General features: G+C 45.5%; 5 protein-coding genes and 2 pseudogenes. 1 reads left to right on the plus strand and 6 read right to left on the minus strand.

Annotated elements, in window-relative coordinates; genetic code table 11:
- Positions 1-29: 29 nt before the first annotated feature.
- The 6 genes and pseudogenes from OGV38_RS18760 to OGV38_RS18785 all read right to left on the minus strand — a co-directional run bounded on the left by OGV38_RS18760 (position 30) and on the right by OGV38_RS18785 (position 5,946).
- A protein-coding gene (locus OGV38_RS18760; protein WP_096147877.1) for an IS3-like element ISSen4 family transposase occupies positions 30-1,150 on the minus strand; the annotation gives its coding sequence in 2 pieces (ribosomal slippage) (positions 30-892 and positions 892-1,150; 1,122 coding nt in all).
- 341 nt (positions 1,151-1,491) lie between these two features.
- A pseudogene (locus tag OGV38_RS18765) lies at positions 1,492-1,908 on the minus strand (site-specific integrase); the annotation flags it as partial.
- Positions 1,909-2,036: 128 nt separating this feature from the next.
- On the minus strand, positions 2,037-2,480 hold the full coding sequence (locus OGV38_RS18770) for a hypothetical protein (RefSeq protein ID WP_286474404.1): 444 nt from the start codon (positions 2,478-2,480) through the stop codon (positions 2,037-2,039).
- Positions 2,481-2,596: 116 nt separating this feature from the next.
- Positions 2,597-3,223, minus strand: coding sequence for a hypothetical protein (locus tag OGV38_RS18775; protein ID WP_227093137.1), 627 nt, complete (start codon positions 3,221-3,223; stop codon positions 2,597-2,599).
- Between the two features lie 25 nt (positions 3,224-3,248).
- On the minus strand, positions 3,249-3,980 hold the full coding sequence (locus OGV38_RS18780) for an HNH endonuclease (RefSeq protein WP_046671245.1): 732 nt from the start codon (positions 3,978-3,980) through the stop codon (positions 3,249-3,251).
- 463 nt (positions 3,981-4,443) lie between these two features.
- Positions 4,444-5,946, minus strand: coding sequence for a hypothetical protein (locus tag OGV38_RS18785; protein WP_286474411.1), 1,503 nt, complete (start codon positions 5,944-5,946; stop codon positions 4,444-4,446).
- 309 nt (positions 5,947-6,255) lie between these two features.
- Between OGV38_RS18785 and OGV38_RS18790 the strand changes: the two are divergent.
- Positions 6,256-6,590: pseudogene (locus tag OGV38_RS18790) on the plus strand (IS1-like element IS1B family transposase); the annotation flags it as partial.

Below are 6,590 nucleotides of genomic sequence, written 5' to 3' on the forward strand. Positions count from 1 at the left end.
TGACCTGCCCCCACGATTAGATACAACACTCAGTTAGTAACGTCGGAATCTTCATTCTCAGAATGACCCTTTCTCCAGCCCGCTGCAAATTCAGACGGTGTCTGATAATTCAGCGTGGAGTGCGGGCGGCATTCGTTATAATCCTGCCGCCAGTCATTAATAATTTTCCTGGCATGAACGATATCGCTGAACCAGTGCTCATTCAAACATTCATCGCGAAATCGTCCGTTAAAGCTCTCAATAAATCCGTTCTGCGTTGGCTTGCCCGGCTGGATTAAGCGCAACTCAACACCATGCTCAAAGGCCCATTGATCCAGTGCACGGCAAGTGAACTCCGGCCCCTGGTCAGTTCTTATCGTCGCCGGATAGCCTCGAAACAGTGCAATGCTGTCCAGAATACGCGTGACCTGAACGCCTGAAATCCCAAAGGCAACAGTGACCGTCAGGCATTCCTTTGTGAAATCATCGACGCAGGTAAGACACTTGATCCTGCGACCGGTGGAAAGTGCGTCCATGACGAAATCCATCGACCAGGTCAGATTGGGCGCCGCCGGACGGAGCAGCGGCAGACGTTCTGTTGCCAGCCCTTTACGACGTCTTCTGCGTTTTACGCCCAGGCCACTGAGGTGATAAAGCCGGTACACGCGCTTATGATTAACATGAAGCCCTTCACGGCGCAGCAACTGCCAAATACGACGGTAGCCAAAACGCCTGCGCTCCAGTGCCAGCTCAGTGATGCGCCCTGATAAATGCGCATCAGCAGCCGGACGGTGAGCCTCATAGCGGCAGGTCGACAGGGATAAACCTGTAAGCCTGCAGGCACGACGTTGCGACAGACCGGTCGCATCACACATCAACATCACGGCTTCCCGCTTCTGGTCTGTCGTCAGTACTTTCGCCCAAGAGCCACCTGAAGCGCCTCTTTATCCAGCATGGCTTCGGCAAGCAGCTTCTTGAGTCTGGCGTTCTCTTCCTCAAGCGACTTCAGGCGCTTAACTTCAGGCACCTCCATACCGCCATACTTCTTACGCCAGATGTAAAACGTGGCATCGGAAATGGCATGCTTGCGGCAGAGTTCACGGGCGGGTACCCCAGCTTCGGCTTCGCGGAGAATACTGATGATCTGTTCGTCGGAAAAACGCTTCTTCATGGGGATGTCCTCATGTGGCTTATGAAGACATTACTAACATCGGGGTGTACTAATCAACGGGGAGCAGGTCAAACTATCTAAATCAACACAAAGGTTGACATTCACTACCCTTACCGCATCTAGTGGTTACTTAATGTAAATATCACCCTTCTTATTGGTTTTGCGCCTGCAACAGCCCTGAAAGCAAGAAGATGCTATCTAGTTTTAGAACCATCGCACATTTTTATAGCTTTCAAGCTATAGCACCTGATGAAACGCCAAATAATAGAACCTATTTAGCACAGTGATCAGTAGAACTGATACAATCTCAAAAAACGTAGCATTTGTAGATCGATGTTCAATTAGGCTTTCCAGTTAATGCCATCAATCACATAAGCAACTGAGGATAAAGGGAACGTATGTAAATAGCGTTTAGTGATCCCCCCGCTCTTCTCGTGACCTACCGTCTGTTGCAGTTGAAGAATGTTAGAGACCCAACCAGCCATTGCCGAAGAACAGACCGAGTGTCGAATGGAATGCAATAACTGCCGTTGTCCATAATCATCAAGACAAGGGATACCAAGATGATCACGCAGATCCGCAAACACTTTGCCGATCTTTGTCATGTTCGTACCTGCCACTTCTGAGAATATTCGCTCTTTCCACTGGCGATCAACGTACTCCTTGAAACCCCATTCGATTAACTTAGGGTGGATGACTACCTGCCTTGTAGTGTTCTCAGTTTTCCCCAGCCCTCCTTCTGCAATTAGTAGATAGAAAACGTAAAGCTCCCCTTCTTGCCACAATGGAGTAGATGTTCACATATTGCTGTGCTGACTATCCTTATAATGAGCATGTTTTTAGGATTCAGCATATCCGCTCGATGAACCAAGAACCAACAGTACCCCTAAGCATTCGATTTTTTCTTGCAACTTTTGCTGTCATATAGCGTCACAGACATAGGTTCCCCCTCTTTATTCTCAACGGATACTAAAACAACGGCATTTTTACTCATAATCAGTGATCTTATTGAAGGGTTATTACAAACCAATATCCCTTTTATACCGTGGTCACTACTAGCCACATCATTGATAAAATCTGCATCAGTTGAATCAACTCTCACTGTATAGTTGAGAGAATCTATACGTTGCGCAGGAAGTTTAACGACCTTGTTTCCTGTTTCCACTATCGAGACATAACCATCTAGTGTTGAAATTTTCACGCTGGTTATGGTGAAGAACTGTTTCAAGAAATCAGGTGGTACAACAATCTTCGTTTTTTGAGTACCTCCTGTCTCATCAGCAAATGCCAAAGAACTTATAAAACAAACAAGTAGAGCTAATATTTTCATCACATTTTCTCTTGTATTGCCAGCTATGACAGGAAGCCAGCTTCATTTGCTTATGATGTGGTTACAGGCTTTGAGAGGATAGCCGATAACACGTAAGGGGACGCATTCCCCCTTTATCATGGAAACTTTTTGCCTTGCCTCTGATAATAATCCTTCCAGAATTTCGTTGGTGATTCTGCACAATAATCGGACAACTCTTTGAAATCAGACTTAAACTGAGGGAGGTTTTTAGCCAATGTTATTTGCTTCGGTAATGCACCTGTACCATCACCAACAACTTTAAACGTCATTGCACCACGCTTTCTATCCTCGTTAATTAATTCCAATACTGCAACAGTTTGCATTTTGCCTTCATGCAACTGCTTCAAATAAAACTTTCGGTTAAGGAAGAAATCACGGAATGTCGGCGCGTCTGCTTCAAGCCTAATGTCCCAAGTAAGCGGTAGAGCATCACAGATTTTTTCACTCATCATTTCACCGCTAGCGCTTCCGTCCTCGGATGCCTCCATACTCAAAGTCATCTTTGGTTGTGAAGGATCTAATCCCAGTTCGCCACTGTCCGCTGAGTATTCAGCATTTGTTGACCATTGACCTGTTAAAAATTCGCTATCGTAGATGTACGTATTCTTTAATTCTTTATAGGAGGAAGGAATTCTCACTAAACTATCTAAAGCTCCACTGAAACTGGTCAGAAACCCCGCAAGATAGATCAGCGCGTATTTACCCCATTCGAGTTTTTTCATGGACATCCTGAGCGAAAAGTTGTGTTCAATCTTGCTTGTTAACCGCCACTAATTCCAAAACACCATGATGAGCTTGCCTATGGCAATTTGGACATAATGCTATAGCATTTTCCACGGAATCCTCTCCCCCTTTAGAAAGCCACTCAATGTGGTGAACCTCAAGAAATGGAGTACCATCTTCTTTCAGGAAAGGTGCATCACGCTGACAGCTTTGGCACTTACCATTAGCTCTTAAAAGAACTTCAGCAACTACATAGGGGCTTCGCTTATAAACTCGCGTTGTAACCTCGATTAGCTCAGGAGTTTTACTCTCAGCTTCTAAAATCTCTTTGCGTTCTGACGGGAGCAGTTCTGACGCAGCATCAACAGCCTTTTCAAACTCAGATTTTACCTTGCGGTAACACCATTTGCCTTGTTGATCCTGGTATAACTCCCAAATACCATGAACTGAGGGTTCATAGATTTCAAAAATGTTCCCTCGCTTGAATAAGCGGTCATACTGGTGATGACGATGGGTTACATTATCCGTTCGTCTGGCTGTTTTGTTGAAACTCCAGTAGCTCCGATTGCAGTTAACCGTGTTTACAATAAGGTTAAGGCGAGTATCGTCTTTATAATGCGGGAATATCCCTCTAAGATAATCATCCACTTGATTAGCCGTTGCAGCACCTCCGAACTGTTCTGCGACAACTTGTACAGTAGTTATTCTTATAGGTTGATCCCCATACTTGTATGTTCGTTTGGATTTTGCAGACATCATCATAACTCTTGCATCCCAAGATTTATCTCAGGTTAACTATCGAGCATAGTATATGCAACTATCTGCTTTAGGTATAAGAAACCATTCAGGTCGTCGATGATAAGTCAACGTGCAGAGCCATTTGGCATAAGCGTAATATTGAAGGGAATGGTGTACATACACCATGAGAGTCGAGGTGTGGCTATTGGCTGTCACACAATCTGGTAACAGCCGTTAACTGAATGATATTAAGTCATTGATTTTAAAGGATTTAATATTTACCTTGTGCGCCTTCACAGGCGTCGATATATGATCAGCAAATCTTTATAAATCAATACATTAGCATGTTTAGATGAAAGCCATTATACGCGATGTTCACCACATTGTAACCTACTTTGTTGTACACCATGTGCATCACTTTAACCGTAGGTGTTGATCATATTTTACGCAAAGAAAAAGGAGCCGAAGCTCCTTTGATATATCAACCGCCAGTGCTACTTTGCCCACTCATCATTGAAAGCGTAAGCGATTGCATGAAACTGGCTTGCGAGCTTCTCGCCGTAAAATCCACATACTCACTCAAGCGACCTGTGTCAGATTGAATCGTTAGCGGTACTTCCGTCGCTACCGTTAGATTGAATACAGGGGAAAGGTTATAAGCTGGCGCATTACCGCTGCCAAGTATCATTGTACTTTCACGTAGCGACTCACCAGACAGGCTATATTGATTAGCTGCTGTTTCTGCTTGCTGACTTCCAATACCCAGCCAATCCATAACCACTGGACCCACTGCACGGGTATCAAACCCAGTTCTATCAGCGATCCACTGTGCAGCATCATTGGCAGATCCAGTAACAGCGCCATCGTATAGAGCCTGGGCTGCTGGCTTTTGTGTATCAAAAAACCATTCAGGGAAGCGCTGGCGTAGAGCACTATTCAGATCAGCCACTACACCTGAGATCTCAGAAACAAACCCCGTCACCTGAGATGCCAGATTGCCCAGCCCCTCACCTAACAGCCCTGCACTCTGGTTAATCACCTGTGTATTTTTCACAAGTTCATCACCACTATCAGCAAAACCACGCATGAAGCCCGTAAACATCTGATTATCTACACCGTTGAGCAAGTTCCCCATAGCCACAGATAGATCACCAAACTTGTAAGTAAGGGTTATCTGATCATCTGATAGTGTTTGCCCTGAATCAACAAGCCCTTTCAGGGTGGCATTAAACTGCTCGCCGTTGTTCTTGAAGAGGTCTATATAGTGCGCCCCATCGTCGAAGATGTTTTCCAGAAGGTGGGCTAACTCCCCGTCTTTCATTCCACGACGCTGACCTTCATTTACTACTGCCTGTAAAAAATCGAGAGGGCTCTCTTCATATTGGACAATATTGGACTTACTCCAACCAAACTTGTTAAGGATTTCTTCAGTATTTGTGTTGCCGCCCTTCCATTTCCCAGACTTCTGATCAAATTGGCTATTCATAAGGGTTTCACTGATTTTCTCTCGGGTATCTTTCCCAAAACCATCGGTGATCTTGTCCACAGACGCACTGTCCACGCCATTTTGCTTCCCCCAAGTTACAATCGTTTTAACAGCATTCGGGTTTAGCCTGGTACGCTGAGACATTCGGATAAGTTCAAGATTTTCATTCCCTTTATCAATAATGCGTTGTCCCACGCCCAGAGATCCTGCTGTCAATACAACACTACCCAATATATTTCCCATTCCTAGGGAATGACTTGCTTTAGAATGTTTAAGCTTCTCTGTTGCCGCTGCATACTGTGTACGCTGTGCTTGAACAACTTTAGCCTGTTGTGCAGCTTCTCTACGTAAAAGCGTAGTACGCTCGCGGATCAGGGCATTCATACGCTGTGAGCTAATATTGCCTTTTGCATACTCTTCTGTTTGCTTCTGGATGAAACGTAACGCTTCATAATGCTGTTTAGTGTTAAGTCCATATTTACCTTTAATACCGGACACCTGAAGACCTGCATGGCGTAGCTTGAGTTCTGCTGTCTCGTGACGCTTTTGTAGCTGTTGCTGTGCTCTCAGATTTGCTTTTTCATCCTTTGCTCTCTGCTTCTCTGCTGCACGTTGTGCTTTCAGTTCGGCAGTGTCACGGGGTTTATCATTAAAGCGTGCATCATCGACCTGCTGTCGGGCTTTCTGTCTGCGTTGTTTCTGAGTCTTGAGGCGAATTTTGGGATCTTTGATCTTAGAGAAATGACGTTGCAGGTGATGCTGCCAACTTACTGATTTAGTGTATGATGGTGTTTTTGAGGTGCTCCAGTGGCTTCTGTTTCTATCAGCTGTCCCTCCTGTTCAGCTACTGACGGGGTGGTGCGTAACGGCAAAAGCACTGCCGGACATCAGCGCTATCTCTGCTCTCACTGCCGTAAAACATGGCAACTGCAGTTCACTTACACCGCTTCTCAACCCGGTACGCACCAGAAAATCATTGATATGGCCATGAATGGCGTTGGATGCCGGGCAACCGCCCGCATTATGGGCGTTGGCCTCAACACGATTTTCCGCCATTTAAAAAACTCAGGCCGCAGTCGGTAACCTCGCGCATACAGCCGGGCAGTGACGTCATCGTCTGCGCGGAAATGGACGAACAGTGG

Source organism: Citrobacter sp. Cb080, assembly GCF_030334745.1.
Lineage (GTDB): Bacteria > Pseudomonadota > Gammaproteobacteria > Enterobacterales > Enterobacteriaceae > Citrobacter > Citrobacter braakii.